This is a genomic window from Syntrophorhabdaceae bacterium (assembly GCA_036504895.1).
Classification (GTDB): Bacteria; Desulfobacterota; Syntrophorhabdia; order Syntrophorhabdales; family Syntrophorhabdaceae; genus PNOM01.
Window position 1 is genome coordinate 19774 of record DASXUJ010000107.1, and the last position, 18264, is coordinate 38037.

General features: G+C 53.5%; 15 protein-coding genes. 8 read left to right on the forward strand and 7 right to left on the reverse strand.

What is annotated here, in order from left to right; genetic code table 11:
* Window positions 1-36 precede the first annotated feature (36 nt).
* From VGJ94_15380 to VGJ94_15405, 6 genes are all read left to right on the forward strand, one after another.
* Window positions 37-753, forward strand: coding sequence for a lipid-binding SYLF domain-containing protein (locus tag VGJ94_15380; GenBank protein ID HEY3277999.1), 717 nt, complete (start codon window positions 37-39; stop codon window positions 751-753).
* Between the two features lie 162 nt (window positions 754-915).
* Entirely contained in the window at window positions 916-1929 is a 1014-nt protein-coding gene (locus VGJ94_15385; protein ID HEY3278000.1) for a lysylphosphatidylglycerol synthase transmembrane domain-containing protein, read from the forward strand.
* Window positions 1930-1999: 70 nt separating this feature from the next.
* Window positions 2000-3370 carry a TolC family protein gene (locus VGJ94_15390; protein HEY3278001.1) on the forward strand — a complete coding sequence of 457 codons (1371 nt, stop codon included), beginning with the start codon at window positions 2000-2002 and terminating at the stop codon, window positions 3368-3370.
* Complete coding sequence (locus VGJ94_15395; protein ID HEY3278002.1) at window positions 3367-6150, forward strand: MMPL family transporter; 2784 nt, start codon at window positions 3367-3369, stop codon at window positions 6148-6150. The genes VGJ94_15390 and VGJ94_15395 overlap by 4 nt, the downstream gene beginning before the upstream one ends.
* Entirely contained in the window at window positions 6147-6770 is a 624-nt protein-coding gene (locus VGJ94_15400; GenBank protein ID HEY3278003.1) for an ABC transporter substrate-binding protein, read from the forward strand. The genes VGJ94_15395 and VGJ94_15400 overlap by 4 nt, the downstream gene beginning before the upstream one ends.
* A 15-nt stretch (window positions 6771-6785) precedes the next feature.
* Window positions 6786-7997, forward strand: coding sequence for a CDP-alcohol phosphatidyltransferase family protein (locus tag VGJ94_15405; GenBank protein HEY3278004.1), 1212 nt, complete (start codon window positions 6786-6788; stop codon window positions 7995-7997).
* 36 nt (window positions 7998-8033) lie between these two features.
* Here VGJ94_15405 and VGJ94_15410 read toward each other — a convergent pair whose 3' ends face one another.
* The gene (locus tag VGJ94_15410) at window positions 8034-9173 is read right to left on the reverse strand and encodes a glycosyltransferase (protein HEY3278005.1); all 1140 of its coding nucleotides are present in this window, start codon (window positions 9171-9173) and stop codon (window positions 8034-8036) included.
* A 47-nt stretch (window positions 9174-9220) separates the two neighbouring features.
* On the opposite strand from VGJ94_15410, the gene VGJ94_15415 reads away from it, so the two are divergent.
* Window positions 9221-9955 carry a hypothetical protein gene (locus VGJ94_15415; protein HEY3278006.1) on the forward strand — a complete coding sequence of 245 codons (735 nt, stop codon included), beginning with the start codon at window positions 9221-9223 and terminating at the stop codon, window positions 9953-9955.
* A gap of 236 nt (window positions 9956-10191) precedes the next feature.
* Here the strand turns inward: VGJ94_15415 and hpnH are convergent, their stop codons facing one another.
* Genes hpnH through hpnJ form a run of 6 tightly spaced genes read right to left on the reverse strand, consistent with a single transcriptional unit; the run spans window position 10192 to window position 17330 of the window.
* The gene (hpnH, locus tag VGJ94_15420) at window positions 10192-11199 is read right to left on the reverse strand and encodes an adenosyl-hopene transferase HpnH (protein HEY3278007.1); all 1008 of its coding nucleotides are present in this window, start codon (window positions 11197-11199) and stop codon (window positions 10192-10194) included.
* 11 nt (window positions 11200-11210) lie between these two features.
* On the reverse strand, window positions 11211-12029 hold the full coding sequence (locus VGJ94_15425) for a DUF116 domain-containing protein (protein ID HEY3278008.1): 819 nt from the start codon (window positions 12027-12029) through the stop codon (window positions 11211-11213).
* Window positions 12022-13038: a hopanoid-associated sugar epimerase gene (gene hpnA, locus VGJ94_15430; GenBank protein ID HEY3278009.1), complete on the reverse strand. Its 1017-nt coding sequence runs from the start codon at window positions 13036-13038 to the stop codon at window positions 12022-12024. The genes VGJ94_15425 and hpnA overlap by 8 nt, the downstream gene beginning before the upstream one ends.
* On the reverse strand, window positions 13035-15020 hold the full coding sequence (gene shc, locus VGJ94_15435; GenBank protein HEY3278010.1) for a squalene--hopene cyclase: 1986 nt from the start codon (window positions 15018-15020) through the stop codon (window positions 13035-13037). The genes hpnA and shc overlap by 4 nt, the downstream gene beginning before the upstream one ends.
* A complete protein-coding gene (locus VGJ94_15440; protein ID HEY3278011.1) occupies window positions 15010-15921 on the reverse strand; it encodes a ChbG/HpnK family deacetylase in 912 nt (303 codons plus the stop codon). The genes shc and VGJ94_15440 overlap by 11 nt, the downstream gene beginning before the upstream one ends.
* Complete coding sequence (gene hpnJ / locus VGJ94_15445; GenBank protein HEY3278012.1) at window positions 15918-17330, reverse strand: hopanoid biosynthesis associated radical SAM protein HpnJ; 1413 nt, start codon at window positions 17328-17330, stop codon at window positions 15918-15920. Before hpnJ ends, VGJ94_15440 begins: the two co-directional genes overlap by 4 nt.
* Before the next feature lie 524 nt (window positions 17331-17854).
* Between hpnJ and VGJ94_15450 the strand changes: the two genes are divergently transcribed.
* The coding region (locus tag VGJ94_15450) for a hypothetical protein (protein HEY3278013.1) at window positions 17855-18264 on the forward strand (410 nt) is incomplete at its 3' end.

An 18264-nucleotide genomic window follows, 5' to 3' on the forward strand; every position in this document is an offset into this window, starting at 1 on the left:
AGGCATCATGAAAATCGCATAGGGAGGAGTTGAAGAATGAACAGAACACGCCGTCACTCGCCGAACAGTACTATTTTATGTATGGTTATATGCCTTATTGCCGGCATCATGACCCTTCCCGCACTCGCGGATGACGCCGCTGAAAGCAGGCAGATAGTAGAGAAGGCGGTGATGACCTTCGATAATTTTTCGAAGGCACCGGAGATGGAGGGCTTTCGGCGCCTCATGAAAGATGCGAGAGGCATCTTCATAGCGCCCCAGGTCCTCAAGGGCGCCTTTATTGTCGGAGCCGCCGGAGGCAGCGGTCTTTTTGTGGCAAGGGACGGCGGGGCAGGAAAATGGGCCGGCCCCGCGTTTTATACCATAGGCGAAGTAAGTTTTGGCCTTCAGGCGGGAGGCCAATCATCGGAAGTGATTTTTCTTGCCATGTCCGAAAGGGGAGTTACTGCCCTTTTGAACAATTCGGTAAAACTCGGGGGCGACGTAGGCGTAGCTGCCGGACCGGTCGGAATCGGTGCAGCGGCTTCAACTGCTAATCTCAGCGCCGATATAATCAGTTTTTCCCGCTCAAAGGGACTTTTCGGAGGGATTTCTCTTGATGGGGCGGTGGTTGCAGTACGTGCCGGATTGAATGAAGCTTACTACGGGGGAAAAAAATTAGGTCCCGTGGATATATTGATCCGGGGGACAGCATCGCCGACTCCCGGCGCCCGGATTCTTCTTGACGGAATCACGGAGGCCGCAAAGAAATAAGGACGGAATCTTCATTTACAGGTAATTTCATATTTTTGAAAATGGTCTCACGGACCGGCCTGTAATCGCTACCCTACGGTGAGAACAGGTCACGGGAAGGTGCCCTCGCTCACAGAGCCGGGGTATTCGGGCAGAAGGGGCGGTCCCGGAGGTACGCGCGACGTGAAGGTTTTTAATCTGATCATTCTGGCGGCAGGAGTACCCCTTCTGGCGCTCCTCGTGTACAGTGTGGGACCTCAGGCCCTCTGGCACGAATTCACTCTCCTGGGCTGGAAATTGGTGCCCCTCGTCCTTCTTGAGGGCGCCTCCAATCTTTTCAATACCCAGGGCTGGAGACATTGCCTTTCCGATTCTCATAAGCTGATCCCCTTCGGCAGAGTCCTTTGCCTCATGATGGCAGGCTCTTCCATTAATTACCTCACACCCACGGCAGGACTCGGAGGAGAGGTGGCCAAGGGACTCCTCCTTGCTGCCGGACGCGAAGGTCCATTAGCAGCTTCTGCCGTACTCCTCGACAAGCTTACATCGGCACTGGCGCAACTGATTTTTATTAATTGCGGTTACATAATCTTTTTAAACCAGGTTGAGATGCCGGCGGCCCTCCACTACTCCCTTATCTCGGCTACGGGTGTTTTGGGCGCAGGGATCGTGGGATTTCTGGTAGTACAGCGATATGGGAAACTCGGCGCGCTGGTAAGGTGGGCCGTGCATCACCGTCTGGGCGGAGCGGCCCTTCGAAGAGTATCCGATTCGATGACAGAGGTGGATTACGAGCTTCGCCGGTTTCATCGCACCCGTTCAAGAGACCTTGCGCTTTCCGTCTTCTGGCACCTTATGGGAGTAACCTGGGGAATAATACCCCTCTTCTATTTTCTTATATTAACCCGGGACCTCGCTTCCTTACAGATATCCGGCGCCCTCGCCGTGCTCGGTAAGTGGTTTGATCTCGTATCCTTTGCCATTCCGACCGACATAGGCATCCAGGAGGCAACAAGGGTACTGGCTTTTAAGATTATTGGTTTTCCCTCGGCCGTAGGACTGACTTATGCACTTACTCGCCGCCTCCAACAGGTTTTTTGGGCGGGAATAGGTCTCGCACTGTACGGCCTGGTCGTATCCACGCCCCATTTCCCTGTTCCCAGACCTGATGCTGAGGGTAAGGAGAGAATCCGATGAGTTTTTGCTCCACCCACTCTGCCTGGAAGGTTTACAAAGGGAAGGCCGCACACAATTCCGGGAGGCATATATGAAGACTTCTTTCCGAGGTCTGAGATATGTTTCATTCGCCCTCATTGCGGTTTTGACCCTTGCCTGTGCAGATAGCGCGCAGGGAGGAGAAAAACGGGTTCTCAATCTGTCGCAGCTCATCGAGCTTGCAATTCGGTATAGTCCCGAGGTTAAGGAAACGTTGAGTGAGATTGAAGGTGCGAAGAGCGACCTCGCCCAGGCGGACGCCGCCTATTATCCACAGTTTGATACCCTCGCCCTCGCGGGTCCGATCAACAACACCAGGCGGCCTATGGTGGCAGGCACGCGTATTGTCGACCCTTCGCCAGACCTGAGCGTTGGAGTCTTCGGACGCATGGAGATGACCCTGACGCAACCGCTTTACACCTTCGGTAAAATCTCTAACCGGCGCGAAGCTGCCGCCCGAGGTGTGGCCGCAAGAGAGTCGAAGCTGCCCCATCGGAAGAATGAAATTGCCTTACGAATCAAACAGCTCTACTATGGCCTGGTTCTGGCAAAGGCGGGGACCGCTGCCGCGCGGGATGGTCTACAATATTTTGAGGAGGCCCGACGCCGCATGGATCGTCTGTTCAAATCAGGATCCGAAAACGTGACGGAGAGCGACCTGTACAGGATCGACGCCTATAGTGCCGACACTGTGCGCTCTCTTGCTGCGGCGGAAGAGGGAATGAAAACTGCCTATTTTGCGCTTAAATCAATGATCGGCTTTAGAGCTGAAGACGATTTTGACCCTGCAGATGAAATGCTGACCGTACGCAGTCAAGAGCTTCGGGGACTCGAAGATTACATCGGGAAGGCCCTTTCGGAGCGTCCTGAATTCAAGCAATTGGAACACGCCATCGAGGCACAGAAATTCAGCGTCGAAGGCGCTATAAGCGATAGGTATCCTTCATTTTTCGCTGCCCTCGCGGGTTCGCTCGCGGGCGCGCCCGGTCGCGAGACATTTCACAATCCCTATATACCCGATCAGTTCAATCATGCGGTCGGGGGGATCGTGGGCGGCATGAAATGGCATTTCGATTTCGGAATATTAAAGGCCCGGGTAGAAAAGGAGAAAGCGGGTTACGAGAAGTTGCTGCACACCAAGGCTACCGCTAAAATGGGAATCCCCATCGAAGTGGCTCAAAGGTACCATGAGGTGAAGGAGTGGCGGGTGGCCCTCGATGCCTATGGCCGGGGCGTATCGTCTTCACGTAAATGGGTGATCGCAGCCCTTAGCGGTTTCGATATGGGAGTGGGTGCTGCGGACGACCTGTTGAGGAGCATCGAGCGGTATGGTCAGAACCGGGGCAAATACCTCGAAGCTTTGTTTAATTACAACATATCCCTCGCCAGGCTCGAGTATGCGATGGGGGAACAAAGTTGGTGAACAACTTAAAATACCGTTTTGAAAATATGGGGCGGATTATTTTACGATTTCAGACCTCCCGTCCCGTCCTCACTCTCGCATGCGCCCTCATCCTTGCGGGCCTCGCCATCGTATATACCGCCGTCCGCCTCGAGTTCAAGACCAGCCAGCGTGCCCTGATATCCACGGACAACAGGTTGATGCAGTTATTGGACTTTGCCGAACTGTTTTCAGAACCTGACGGTTTTATCGTCGCCGTTGAAAACAAGAACGTCCATCGATCCCTGGAGTTTGTCAATACCCTTACTTCCTGCCTTCAAAGAGACACGGAACATTTCGCCGAAGTCTTTTCCAGGGTGGACCCCCGCCTCTTCCGGCCCTGGGCTCTTCTCTACCTGACACCACGTGAGATCAATGAACTGCACGACAATCTCGCTGCACACGAGCCGTTTCTCAAGAAACTTTCTCGATCACCTGGTCTGGTGACCATCTTTGACGAAATCTCCCGGGAAATGAGATCAACCATGGTGGAGCACCTGTTCACGGGCTTTCTCGACTCCTCATCGGCAGAGGGGAAAACCGGCGCACTGAACCTCGATTTCGTGGCGGCCATAATGAGAGAGATGAAGAAGAATCTGGAGGGGTCTTCAACCTTCAATTCCCCCTGGCGCTCCTTTTTTAAAGAAGGCACGGGGAATCAGGCGGAAGAAGGCTATTTCTGGACGGAAGGCAAGAAATATGTACTTATTTTGGTCGCGCCCAATTTGAAAAAAACGGGGGGTCCCAGTCAGGAGGAAGCACTGGTCTCGCTTCGCCGCAATCTACGGTCGATGAAAGAACTGTTCCCGGACGTGGAAGCGGGCGTTACCGGCCAAAAAGCGCTTGATGAGGATGAAAAATATCTCGCCTCCAAAGATATAGGCGTTGCAACTCTCGTCTCATTGGCAGGACTCGCCGTGCTGCTTCTTCTGTTCTGGAGGACGGTCCGGCGCCCCATGCTTCAGTTGACTACCCAGGCCGTAGGCCTTTCACTGACTTTCGGCCTTACCACTCTCTTTATCGGCCATCTTAACCTTTTGTCCATTACCTTCGCCCCCATGGTCCTCGGCCTCGGCATGGACTATGATATCCACTGGTTTTCCAGGTATAACGAGGAGCGCTTGCAACCGGGACGGACCACGGGAGAGGCTCTCGCTGTAACTATGGAGAGTATGGGGCCCACCATACTGCTCGCTTCCCTGAGCACCTCCCTTGCCTTTCTGCCTCTTACGATCACCGGGTTCAAAGGACTTGCAGAACTGGGCGTCATTTGCGCCATCGGGCTCTTTGTATCATCAGTGACCACCCTGTGCCTTCTCCCGGCACTCATCATGCTTTTTGATAAACCTCCGGCTCGCGGCGCGCCTCGTTTCCCCACCCCGGCTGAGGCAAGACCCATGCTGCGGACCACAAAAAAGAAGGCCTTTGTGATTCTGGCCCTCACCGTCGCCGGCGCAGGCTTTTCCGCGTGGGGGGCCGGGAAGATTAAATTCGACCTCAATATGCTCCACCTCCAGTCAAAAACCGCTGAATCCGTAATTTGGGAAACGAAGCTTATCAAAGACTCGAAATATCCCAGTATATATGGGGTCCTTTTTGCTCATTCGCTCACCGAGGTAGCCCGGAAGACGGAGACCCTGAAGAAACTTGATACGGTTTCGAATGTGAGGAGTGTACGGGATTTCCTCCCCCCCGATCAGGTAAGGACAATTCCTCTCGTGCGCAGGATGAAACCGATTCTCTCGGGCATCCCCAATCTCACCGCGAGTGAAGGTCCAATCGACGCGGAGGGGCTGAATAAGGGCCTTTCCCGCATCAGATTTATAATGGATGAAGGTCTTGGCAGAGAAGGGGATTTGACCGGCCGCCTTGAGGCACAGATGAAAGAGGTCCGCTCCCTGATTGACGGGATCACGCACGATCTTAAGACTATCGAAACCAGGCTTGTGATACACCGCCTCAAGAAATTTGAATTAAAACTCTTGAATGATATGAACGAAAAGCTTTCTCTTATTCGCGAAAACACACATGCTCGTCCCATGGAAGTTTCGGATCTGCCGGGGCCCGTGCTCAAACGTTTCGTCGGACCTGACGATATTTTTCTCATGCGGGTCTTCCCCTCATCCGATATCTGGGATCCGCGGTTTCTCGGAACATTTGTGCGGGATCTAAGAATAATAGATCCGGATGCGACAGGAGATCCCGTAACCCTTTATGTGTTTACCAGGGAATTCCGTGATGCATCGATAAAGTCGGCTATCTACGCCCTCGTCCTTATCTTCTTGTTTCTTGCCCTTACATTAAGGAGTACGATTTTCGCCCTCGCCGCTATCTCGCCTCTCGTGCTCGGCGCCCTCCTCACCTTCGGTCTCATGCATATTTTTGGGGTCGATCTAAATCTCGCAAATACTATATTTCTGCCCCTTGTGATAGGGGCCGGAGTAGAATACGGAGTTATTATCATCGGCAGATGGCAGCAGAAAAAAAGCGGGCAAGAGCAGGCTCCCCTCCCCTTCAGCACGGGGATGGGTATAATTCTGGCCGGCTTATCGACCACCGTCGGTTTCGGAAGCCTTATGATTTCACGCCATCAGGGGATCTATAGCCTCGGCCTTCTCACCACCGTGGGAAGTGTAGTTGTGCTGGCCGTGGCGATTCTTTTTCTTCCCGCCTTACTCTCTTTTATGCCCCCTCGTCCAAAGGGCGACAGCAAAATTATCAAGGATAGAGATTTAAATCCAGACCACCGGGAGGAGTTATGAAACGACCGGCCATAATCCTCATCGTAATAGTACTTGCCCTGTATGCGTATACCTGTCACGCAGCCGCAGAAGCACGGAAGGCCACCGATTTTGTTCAGGCCATGTTAACAGAGATTATTGCGATTCAAAACGATCCGCGACTTCAAAATCCGGAGTCAAAAAATATGAGAAAAGATCTCGTCCGGAAGATTATCCTCAGGAGCTTTGATTTCAATACGATGGCGAAAGATGCCCTTGGGCCGCAACAATGGAACGGGATGACGAAGAGCCAACAGACCGAATTCAAGTCGGTCTTCCAGGACCTTTTTGTCGAATCTTATTTGCGCCTGGTCCTCGATTTCCTGAAGAAGGAGAAAATAGAGTACGGGGAGGAGCGACACTCTCAGGGCAAAAGGTTGGTGAAGACCATAATGCACCGGCAGGAGGATCGCATTCCGGTGGATTACTTCCTCATTATTTCCGGAGATCGGTGGACCATAACCGATGTGACGATCGAGGGCGTGAGCATAATAGAAAACTACCGCAAGTCCTTTTCCCGCATCATCAGGCAGGACTCCCTAAACGGGCTCCTGAGGAAGATGCGTCTTCAGCAGAAGGCGGCACAGGGAAATGGCACTTAGAGAATGGAGGCGGCTATGGAAAAAACAGCATTGATATGGGCGGAAGACGGAAGAGGTCTGCAGAAGGTATATGGGATAGGGGCGGCAAAAAGACTTATTCTCCTCGCACGCCTGATTGGATTCGACAAAATATTTGTAGCAGAACACGGCTCTGATCTTTTGCCCGTCCTTTCGGAATTCACCGGAATCGAGGGATTGGCCTATATACACGGTGAATCGTGGCAATCCATACTCGGGAAGCTCCCCTTTCATGAAGACGAGTATGTGCTGCTCCTTAACGCCGGCCTTGTCGTCGATCGATGGTCTCTGAACCGGCTCTTACAGGCCGGCCGGGAGCGCGAGAGCGTTCTCTTAAGAAAAGGTGGCTCAGTAAAGGAAGCGGCCTTTTTCGTAAAGGCATCCCGCCTCTATTCCCTGATGTCTGTGTCGCAGGGTTGGCATGAAGTCTGCGCAGGACTTGCGGCCGATGCCATTCATGTCGAAACCGACCGTAGATTACCTCTTCTTCTCGATCCTGACCGGGCAAATATACGAGAAGCGGAGGCCGCCCTTAGTGTCGCAGCCGGCGAGGCAACATGGGAAAGGGACAGCCTTCTCTACCGTCATGCAAGCCGCCATATCTCCCGGCTCATCAGTCCGTGGATTGCAAGAACAGGTATAACGGCAAACATGGTGACCCTGTTCTGTACTCTAATAGGACTTGCAGGGGCCTTCGTTCTCACAATTGGGGGTTATCTATCCCAAATAACAGGGTCTTTGCTCTTTCTTTTTTCCACGATCATTGATCTGGTCGACGGCGAAGTCGCCCGTCTCAAACTGCAGGAGAGTAATTTCGGCCATTATTTCGATATAATTTGCGACAATATTGTGCATGTCGCGGTGTTTGTGGGGATTGCATTCGGCCTGTATCAGGAAACGGGCAATGGGCTTTTTCTGCGCCTCCTATGGTTCCTTCTCGGAGGTCTCGGCATTTGTGCGCTCATACTCAACCGCATACTTTCCGAGAACAGGACGGGTTTGCAGCCATCCCCTTCTGCAGTCCTCCTCGAAAGCCTATTCAATAACAGGGATTTTGCTTATGTCATGACTGCTTTAGCCCTGTTCCACCGCCTTGACTGGTTTTTCGTAGCCAGTGCAATCGGCGCATATCTTTTGGCTCTTGTCCTTTGGGCGATCCGATTCTTCGTCTCACGTCCCGCCGGCCACAGGGGCGTCGCGGGCAGCTAAAGGCCGATTCGGGGGTGAGCCGACAGCCGTCCTTCATTATAATTTTGTCAGCCGGCCGTCCCTCGATATCCGGTAGTCCGTTCCTCTCCATCGAACCCGGGAGCCGGCGAAACTCCACAGCCAGACCAGAAAAGCAGATATTTCTTTAAAGGGAAGGAGGAAAAGGCACAGCAGCCATCTCTTTCTCCTGATTACTTTCCGATAGAGGAGACAGGCGAGTATATATCTCAGGGTCAGGACGAACAGGAGGACTATGGCTGGGGCTGTGCCGGGCTTTACCAATAGAAATAGCAAGGAGAAGAAAAAGACGTGGGTGATGCCATACCCGAAGAATCCTAACGGCCGTGACGCACGGTACGTCCTTGCCCATCTCAACTGGTGGCTCAGGTGGTTCACGACACTCATCGGTCCTACCCGGTTCTCGATCACACCCCGGCTGAGAATATTCGTATAACCTTTCTTCCATAGCCTGTAACCCAACTGGTAGTCGTCTGCAAGATAACCGGCTATATCGCCGAAGCCTCCTATCTCCCGGAGCGCCTCTTTCGATATGAGTATGGAGGCGCCCAGACCGAAAGTGACACCTTCAAGACGCCTCGCCACGAGGACGGAGGGGATGAAGTCAAGGGCAATGCTCAACGATTCTAAGGCACTTCCCACGGATAAAGGGCATGATATTTTGTAAAGGGAAGTGACGATCCCCGTTTTGTCGCTACCCTGGTATTCCCCGACTATCCGCCGCAAATAACCGTGGTCCACATACATGTCGCTGTCACTTAATGCAAGCATTTGATAACGTGATCGGCAGGCCAGGGTTTCGAGATTCGCGACCTTCTGATTTACGCCCGTGCCTCCCCCGTCTATTACGACCCGGGCGTTGCAGGAAGCCGAAGCCGCGATAGCCTCCGCGCACGCCACAGCGGGGTCGTCCCGCTCCTTAAAACCGAAAAGTACCTCGTAACTCGGGTAATCCTGAGCACAGAAACTTGAGAGATTTTCGGAACACGAAGAGTCGAGGCCTTTTATTGCCTTAAGCACGGATATGGAGGGCAGGCTACCCTTGGGCGAAGGCAGATCCTGATCCCTAAAAAACTCTTGCACGCAGGCAATGGAAAAAAGGGTATAGGAGCAACCCAGGAGAAGGACGATAAGGAAGAATAGGTCGAGGACGGTCATAGTCGAAAAAGTGTGGTAAGCGGTGACGGGACAGGCTACAATAAAGAATGAGGCTCCTTCTGCTTTTTGCGTTTCCCCGGGAGGTGCGGGAGGTACTGCGCTCGGCAGGCCGGAGGGAACGGATCGACGGCTTTCCCTTCACGGCATTTCGCATCCTCCACCCCTCGCACAATCTTATAGCCGCCGATACGGGGTTGGGAGTAGAGAATTCAGCACGAGTGTGCCGTCATCTGGTCCGGCTGGAAAGGCCCGATGCGGTGCTGTCTCTCGGATACTGTGGCGCCTTGTCGCCCGAGGCGTCCGTTGGAGATTTGATTTGGGGTACCGATGTCTGCCTCATCGACGGACAAACAATTAAAACCCTTACGCTTCGTGAGGATCGAGGCCTCCTGGAAAAGCTCTCCCTTAGTCTTCCCCTCAGGGCAGGAACTATACTTACCATGCGGTATTGGATGAAGAAGGGGGAAATTGCAAAGTTTGTCACCCCTTCAATGAGCCTGCCCGTATGTGACATGGAGACATTTGCCACGGCCTGGCTTTGCTCTCAGGAGAACCTGCCTTTTTACGCGCTGAGGGCGGTAAGCGATGGGGCCGGTACCGATCTCGCCTTCGACCCATGGAAGGTGTGCGACAATAAAGGAACCTATCGGATTGCACGGGCGCTGCGGTTTTTTCTCACTCGTCCGCGCCTCTTGAGCCATGCGATGGAACTGCGCCGCAATTCAAGAATGGCGTCTCGTAGGCTGGATATGGCAGTGAACTCCCTTCTTCAGATACTGTAGCCGACATCCCTTCCGTACAATTTTTCTGACGGCACCACCGCACCGGGAAAGTCATCAAGATGAGCTTTCACGGCCGGTCCGGGGTCTATTCCGCGCAGCCTCGTCCTCATATAACGCATCAATAGGGCGATCGGCAGAAGCACGATACGGATACCGGCCGAGAGGCCTCAACACTATTGTGGAAAAAAGAAGGGAAAAGAGCTCCATAAAAGATCAGTCCTGGTCCGGAATTTTCCTCACCGACCACCGCTCATGTTCCACCACATCATTTTGGCCATTTCTCCCGGATTGGAAAAACATTTTTCCATCGCGGCAGGCTCAAACCCGCTATGAACCATGCAATCCCTGCACCGCCCATCCCGGCCGGGACCGTATGCTTCCCACGGGGTCTTTTCCATCAGCTCGGAAAAAGAGCCATAATACCTGTCGGTAATAAGGTAACAGGGCGATTTCCAACCGAGGGGATTACGGGTCGGACTTCCCCACGGCACGCACGCCATATTTCCCTTCCCTTCAAGAAAATCAAAGTAAATGGGCGTGCCTGTCAGAGGAAACCCGCGGAGCCTGCGGCGCAGGCGACCGAATTTCAATGCCACCTCTTCCTTTCTTAAGAAGATATCATCCAAAACACTTGCATAACCAAACGCGGGGGAGACAAGGAGCCCCTCCACTCCCAGCTTTTTGAGGAGAGAGAAGAGCTCGACCAATTCCGCTTCATCGGTCCATTTGTACAGGGATGTATTTGTCCATACACGGAATCCATGTTTCGTCGCGCCTTTGATACCCTCTATCACCTTCTTGAAAGACCCCGGCCTTCCGGTGAGGCGGTCATGGGTTTCCTCCATGCCGTCAACATGAAAGCTCAGCGTCAGTCTCGGGTGGGGAAGATAGTCGTCCACAAAAGAGCCTGCGATGAGTCCGTTCGTGCAGAGATAGATATACCGTTTAAGATCGAGTAACCCGGAAACCAACTCCTTCAGGTCCCGGTAAAGGAGCGGTTCTCCGCCGGTTATGGTGACAACCGGCGCCTTGGATTCGATTGCCGCCTCCAAGCATTCCATAAGAGTGAGGTCGGGCAGCCGCGCTTTTGAATCGAGTCTTATCCTGTCGCACCCTGCGCACGAGAGGTTGCAACGATGCGTCGGCTCGAGCATCAGCACTACGGGCGACCTCATGCAGCCCCTGAGTCTGTTTTTAATAAAGAATAAGGCAAGGGCAGCTGAAAGGCCCGGTGAGAAACGCATGCGCCGCCCGATCAACGCGTCATACCCGGGGCTTCTCTTCCGTCGATGAACCGGAGGGCGTCGTCGAGGGTATCCAGCCGTAGATGGGTATTCTTGCAAGGCCCTTCAGGCCTCTCGTTGGGGATGGCGAGGACGTGTATCTTCTCCGCCACGTCTTTGATTCCGCTCAATAGATCTCTCTCGCAGGCAACGGCAAGGATAAGGGAGGGCCTGTATTGCCTGATCGCCTTCCTCGCCTCTTCTCCCCCTGCCACAGTCACGATCTGGGCGGCCTTTCCGTTGACCCTCTCTGCCACCTGCCGGCGGGCCTCTTTTTTCAGGCACCTGGGCAGGAGGATGAGGAGGGGGTCGGTCTTCACTTCACGGGCATGGCTTTTTACGAGCAGGTTATGGGCCTTGATAAAGGAGTTGCCTATCCTGTCCCTGTGGATGCCCAGCCTTCTCCCGAGCCAAATGCTTTTCGGCAGAAGGGCAAGGAGGAGCTTTTCGTCTATTTTATAGGGGATAAAGGACCGTTTGAACCTCAGCAGGAGCACGGCCTCGATGACGGCGAAAAGAAGGGAGGCGGCAATAAGCATAATAAGGCACGACCCAATAAGGTATGCAAGAAGGGGGCTCGCCTGATCGAGGCGGGGTTTGGCGAGATACCATCCCAGGGCAAGGAAGAAAATCAGGATGAAGAGGGAGGATGCGGCGAGGATGAGGAAGGTACTTATCCTCTCGTCGACTCCCTTCTCTCCGTGGTCCGTTCCCCCGTCCCAGTCGAACCATTCGTCTCCGAGCTTTCTATCTCCGGTCCCTGTGCGGGTATAGGTCTCTTGCTCATTCATGACATTCTCCGGACAGACGAGGCACATAACCTTTCTCCCTGTACCAGGATATTGCCTTCCATGCCGCCGATTCGATGGAATTCTGCGCCATCCCCAGTTTTAGTACCGCCTTTGAGGTGTCGAAGAACATGTAATGGCGGGCCATGCGTACGCCGTCCACCGGGATCCGAGGCTCCTTTCCTCCACAAACTTTTGAGTATGCCCGGTCCGCATAGGCTAAACAAAGCACGGGCCCGTAAGGAAGTCTCCACCGGGGCGGCTTCATTCCGGTCAGACGGGCCAGTAGGTGGAGAAACTGCTTAAGGGTCAGGTTCTCATTCCCCAATATATAGCTCTCACCCACGACCCCGGATTCTGCTGCCAATACATGCCCCTCCGCCACGTCCCCCACATCAACGAGATTAAGCCCTGTATTCACGTAGGCCGGCATCTTGCCATTAAGAAAATCGACTATCGTCTTACCCGTGGGCGTAGGTTTTCTGTCCATAGCGCCTATAGGGAATGTGGGATTGACGATTACCGCGGGCAGACCGACGCCGATACACCTGCGGACTTCCTTTTCCGCCAGAAACTTAGATATCTTATAATGTCCCGAGAGGTCCTGGAATCTTGCCCTGTTTTCCTCATTCCCCGGTTTACCGTCCGGAGTAACACGAAGTATTCCGACCGTGCTCGTATACACGACCCTTGTAACGCTCCTCTCCAGGGCCGCCTTCATCACATTTGCCGTCCCCCCGACATTTATTTCATACATCCTCTCAGGGTCCGGCACCCATAGCCGGTAATCGGCAGCCACATGGAACACCCGGTCGCAGCCTCTCATTGCCTTCAGCACTGATTCATAGTCCCGGACGTCGCCGGCCACCGGCTTTGCGCCGCACCTTGAAATGAAACCGCTGTCCGATGCGTTTCTTACGAGGGCGAGAACTTCGAAACCCCTCTCGCTGAGTGCTTTTGCTACATGAAATCCGATGAAGCCGGAAGCGCCCGTTACCAGGACCCTTGTCATGATGCCATCTCCCGTTCATCCTGTTTGTCTATATCGACTGTCTGGCGGAGAAATTTCCCAAGGGCCATTAAAGGGAAGCAGTTCCGATAGTTGTGATATTTGATCATAAAATATTTGGGAAAGCCGGTGGCGGTAAATTCTTCCTCTTCCCACGTACCGTGCGAGGACTGTTCGCGGAGGAGAAAATTTATCGCCCTGATCGCTTCCCTTGACGCACCTTCTCCTGCGGCCATCAAACCCATGGCGCCCCACGCGGTCTGGGAAGGCGTGCTCCTCCCGCGAATTCTCATATGTGGGTTTGTATAAGATTCGCAACTCTCCCCCCATCCGCCGTCGGGGTTCTGGTATCTCTTGAGCGCGGCGACCGCTTTTCGCACATACGGCTTTGTCATGTCTTCACCTATGGAGCGCAGCCCTACGAGTACCGACCAGGTGCCGTACACGTAATTGACGCCCCACCTGCCCCACCAGAGACCGTCTTTCTCCTGCGTCTTCTTCAGGAACTTGAACGCTTCTTTTACCGCTTTGCTATTTATAGGATATTGAATGCATCCGAGCATCTCAAGCACTCTCCCCGTAATATCGGGCGTACTGGGGTCGATCATTGCTTCAAGGTCGCCAAAAGGGATCTGGTTCAGCAGATCCATATCGTTATCCACGTCGAAGGCGCCCCATCCTCCGTCTCGCCCCTGCATACCCAGCACCCATCCGACCGCTTTTCTGAAATTCTGGGGCTGCAGAAAACCCTGATGACTGTGTCTGCTGAGGAGCATGAGCACTACGGCGGTATCGTCTATGTCGGGATACCAGGTATTCACAAATTCGAATGCCCAGCCGCCGGGCTCGAGGTGAGGTCTCTTTACGCTCCAATCGCCCTTCTTCAGTATCTGCTTGCCTGCCAGCCAGTCACAGGCGGAGACCATTGAAACATGGGTCTCTCTCAGTCCGGAGCACGAAAGCGCAAGGGCCGTCAGGGCCGTGTCCCACACGGGCGAGATACATGACTGGAGCAAGAGTTCATCCTCTCTCTCGATTGCAAACCGTTCCAGGGCTTCGAATCCTTTTTGTACAGGCTGGCTGGAAACAGGAGAACCCTCGATAAGCAAGGCCAAAATCGAATTTACCATGGCAGGTTGTATTCCTCCCCAATCACCCGCCTCTTCCTGATGCTCCCGGATCCACCGGAGGGCCTCTTCCAGGCCTTTTTTTCTGAAATATCTAAGCTGGCTATCTTCGGTTGCTTTGATCATTTTATCGAGGTGCATGAAAAACCGCTTCCACGAGAGCAGACGTTCACGCGGCTTTTTCGACCTCTCCGCATGGTCCCGGCTGAAAAGTTCCCTCACTCCCCGGCTCTCCGGAATAACTTTGACAGGCCTCTTGTCGAGCACAATTGAGAGCGGCACGAAGGTGGCTCTCGCCCAGCTGGAGAATCGATAGATACTGAAGGGAAACCAGGGAAGGAAAAGCATAATTTCCACGGGAACGGAAGGGATTGCCCTCCAATCGTATTGGCCGAAAAGGGCGAGAAATATTTTGGTGAATACCCTTGTTTCCGACAGGCCGCCATTCGCGAGAATGAACCTTCCGGCTTGTTGGAGACGATAATCTTCTGCGCCGTACCCGGCCAGCTTAAGGGCAAAGTAGGCTTCCACGGTCGTGCTGAGATCTCCTTTGCCGCCGGTATATATGGCCCATGTTCCGTCGGACCTTTGATGTTTTAGTATATGACGAGCCATTTTTGCCTGCTTCTCGTCGACTTCCACGCCCGCAAAAGCGAGGAGCATGAGATACTCCGCGGTGATGGTCACATTTGACTCCAGTTGAAAACACCAAAATCCGTCCGGGTGCTGATTGTGAACGAAAAAATTATGGCTCGCCCTGATGGCGTCCTGAACACGTTCGGCGAGATCGCGGCCGTACTCGTGCTTCATCCCCTGTTCGAACAGATTCGGCTCCAGTCGAAGAGTGTCAATGGCCATAAGCGAATGAGTCGGCTGCCACACCGGTATGGGGCGCCGGAAATTCAAGGTCTTTAAAACCTACCGGTTGTATCCCTAATGCGGTAATAGAGTCCCCTACCCGTTTCGAAATGACCGCTTCCTTTTCTCTTTGGCCTGCCGCCGTACCTGAATCGGGATGGAGGTAAATCTCATGGATCCCATTTTTTATATAAGGTAGAACAGCCAGGAGGTATCTTTCGTCTATTCTACCCGTCCCGGAAGTCCCGTACACGGTATTCGCCACATGAAGGCCAAGGCCATAGGCTGCCTTCATATTCCTGCGGTTGAGGAGCTCGAAAACCAGACGTAAAAGGAAAGCCTTTGCGTCCAGAGTGGGCCCATGGAGGCGAAGCAGAAAAGGCCAGGGCTCCCGTGGGATTCGTATCCAGGCTATCCTGCGGCGAGCTGCTTCCCGGGAGATAATCGTAAAAAGAAGGGGATGGATGTGGAGATGATGGTGGCAATCCACATGGGAAGGATGGATACCCGCATCTTCAACCTTATCAAACTGTGCCCTCACTTCAGCCTCGATTTGTTCCCCGATCCTTTCTTTCCGGCTCCAATACATTACGCCCGCCCGAAACGGGCTTGGGTCGAAGCGGCCCTCTTTATCGACCAGGTCGGGAATTCGGACGGGAGAAAGAACCGGGCGCCCCTGGGAAAGCACGACGTGGAGACCCACCGAAAGGCCGGGATGCCGTGCGGCCACATCGACCGCCCCATGGAAAGCCGCACCTCCAGCCATGACACTTGCGGCGGTCAGACAACCATGGTCTTTCGCGGCGGCCACTGCATTATTGACTGAAGGAGAACTGCCGAAATCATCAGCACCAATGACGACATATTTTTTCCTACTGCGGGCGCCCCTTTCCATGGTCATGCCGTCGCTCCCTTACGCTTTGCCATGAATGAAAAGAACTCTCTCCCCTCCCTGATCCGCCTGCAGAATTCCTCCCTGTCAACCAGCATCTCTTTAAGAATTCTGAGGATGGGGGCAGGTCTCAAATAGAAGCGGCGGTAGAAAATTTCGACGGCCGCAAATATCTCGTCTTTTGATAACCAAGGATATGAGAGCACGGAGTTCTGAATCCCTTCCCGCACGAGAGCTCCCCCTTTGAGCCATCCCTGGCGCTTCGCCTCTTCATACAGCACGGTTCCCGGATAAGGAGCGGCGAGAGAAACCTGGATGCTGTAGGGATCGATATCCCGGGCAAACCGAATCGTCTCTTCCATGGTCTCCCGCGTCTCTCCCGGCAGACCGAGTATGAATGTACCGTGGATGAGTACACCGACTTCAGAAGCGGCCCGCGTAAATTTCCGTGCCCCTTCAAGGCGTACTCCTTTCCTGATGTTGTTCAGTACGTTCTGATTGCCCGACTCGAATCCCACCACGAGCAGCCTCAACCCATTATCTTTAAGCACCTCAAGCGTCCGCTTCGGCACGTCGGCCCTGGCATTGCACGACCATGTGATGCCGAGGGAACCCATTCCGCGGGCGATCTCCTCCAGTTGCGGATGATCGGTGAAAGTATCGTCATCGAAAAAAAACTCCTTCACCTGAGGAAAGAGTGTTTTGGCGAGTTTCATCTCTTCCAGGATATTTCCCGGGCTCCTGACCCGGTACCTGCCGCCCCCTATGGTCTGGGGCCAGAGACAATAAGTGCATCGGCCCCGGCAACCTCGACCTCCGTAGAGAGATACATAAGGGTGCTTCAGATAACCGATGTAGTAATCCTCCACACGCAGGTCCCTTGAATATACATCCGCCGCAAAAGCAAGACGGTCAAGGTCGCTAATCGGCGGTCTGGGCTCGGTTCTGCGAACAGCGCCGTTGAAGCGGAAGGCGATCCCTTTTACCTGATTAAGCGGTCGTCCCTCGGAAATTTCAACAACCGTATCGTCAAACTCGCCCAAAGCGACAAAATCAACAGCCGGCGACGACCGGAGGCTTTCTTCCGGACAGACGGTCACGTGAGAGCCGACCATCCCTATCATCAGGCGCGGATAAGCTTCCTTGAGGGCGCCTGCCAACGCCGCATCGTTTTCGAAAGTGGGGGTGCCCGTATGGATAATCACCAGTTCGTAGCCTGCCGCCTGACGGAGGGTTTCTTCCGCAGTAATACCCTGGGCGGAGGCGTCCAGCAGTCTCGCCCCCTTAATCATGCCCGCGGGATAAGCGAGCCACGTGGGATACCAGAATGAACGGACTTCCCGGCATGCCTGATAACGTGAGCCCGCACTACCGTCGAAGCCCTTGAACGAGGGTGGGTTGAGAAGTAATGTCTCCATACCGGCTATTCTAAAAATGTGCAGCACACCTAAGAATGTCAAGCTGACGCGTCATCGGTTTTTCTGACTTATTATCCCTGTAATGTTGATACTATGGCTCCTCAACTCATACTTTTCCTCAGATCTTCTTTTCCGGAACATGCTTTTACGTCTTTCTTAGTAATTTATCCTTGTTTTTCATCCGGTCAGTATCTATATTCGGAGAAATTGACAGACGATGGGCACCAGGAAGGCTTGAAAATCCCGTACAGAATAAGAACAGGCGACGGGCTCCCCAATTTTTGTGTTCATTGTCCTACAGTAAAGGACTCAGGAAATGTATATCTTTCATGCAAAGGAGGTCCTATGGCGTCAGGCACATCAGTTCAATCCCCCAACGAACCCCGCCACAAGTCGGCTTCCGGAGATTTTCACCGGAGGAATGTTGGATTGAAAAGGAAAGAGGCGCAAAAACTACTCGCCACAACCCCCCAGGAATTTGAAATACCGTCGAGACATTTGAAAAAACAACCCGAGGTCCGGGCATGAAGCGCGGCTTTTCCTCGATTACCATATTATTGGCCCTCCTGCTCTGCCTCGCGGTGTATTCAGCCCCTTGCCATGCCGAGCAGCAGACACTCTCCGTCGGATACGGTCTCGGAATCTTTAATAACAGTAGCCAGATCGGCCATCTGTGGCGCAATGATTATTACGACTTCGCGCAAGTCGCCTACGGGATTGAAAAACAATTAAGGGGAAAGTTCAATCTCCTTGCGGAACCCTTCGTCGCCTACGTGAACAGACCAAACGCGGGCGTCGACGTGGGATTGAGTCTGAACGGGAAATATTATCTTGGAGAAACAAATCATCGCGGCTTTTTTTTCGTTGTGGGCGCGGGTGTGGCGTATACCTCCGTCAAATTCGAAGAACAGGGGACTCACTTCCTCGGCATTCT